Source organism: Blastococcus sp. KM273128, assembly GCF_021698975.1.
Taxonomy (GTDB): Bacteria; Actinomycetota; Actinomycetes; order Mycobacteriales; family Geodermatophilaceae; genus Blastococcus.
Map to the genome: position 1 here is coordinate 1 of NZ_SSXA01000212.1, position 308 is coordinate 308.

Below are 308 nucleotides of genomic sequence, written 5' to 3' on the forward strand. Positions count from 1 at the left end.
GGTGCCGCTCGCACAGCAGCCCTGAGTTCTCCAGCGAGGTCTCCCCGCCGTCGGCCCAGTGCACCAGGTGGTGCACGTCGCACCAGTGGGCGGGGGCGTGGCAGCCGGCGAAGACGCAGCCGCCGTCGCGGGCCTCCACCGCCCGGCGCAGGTGGCGGGGTACCACCCGGTGGGTGCGGCCCACGTCCAGCGGCTGGCCCTCGGGGCCGAGCACGATGCGGGTGATGCCGCCGTCGCAGGCCAGCCAGCGGGCTCGGGCGGCGGAGATGGTGGCGCCGAAGCCGAGGGTGGCCGCGCCGGGCCCGGCG

The 308-nt window shown here is 78.2% G+C and carries 1 protein-coding gene; it reads right to left on the minus strand.

Features of this window, described 5'->3' with window-relative positions; translation table 11 throughout:
• Positions 1-308 (minus strand): HNH endonuclease (locus E9529_RS21625; RefSeq protein WP_236833305.1); only part of this gene is annotated, 308 nt, incomplete at both ends.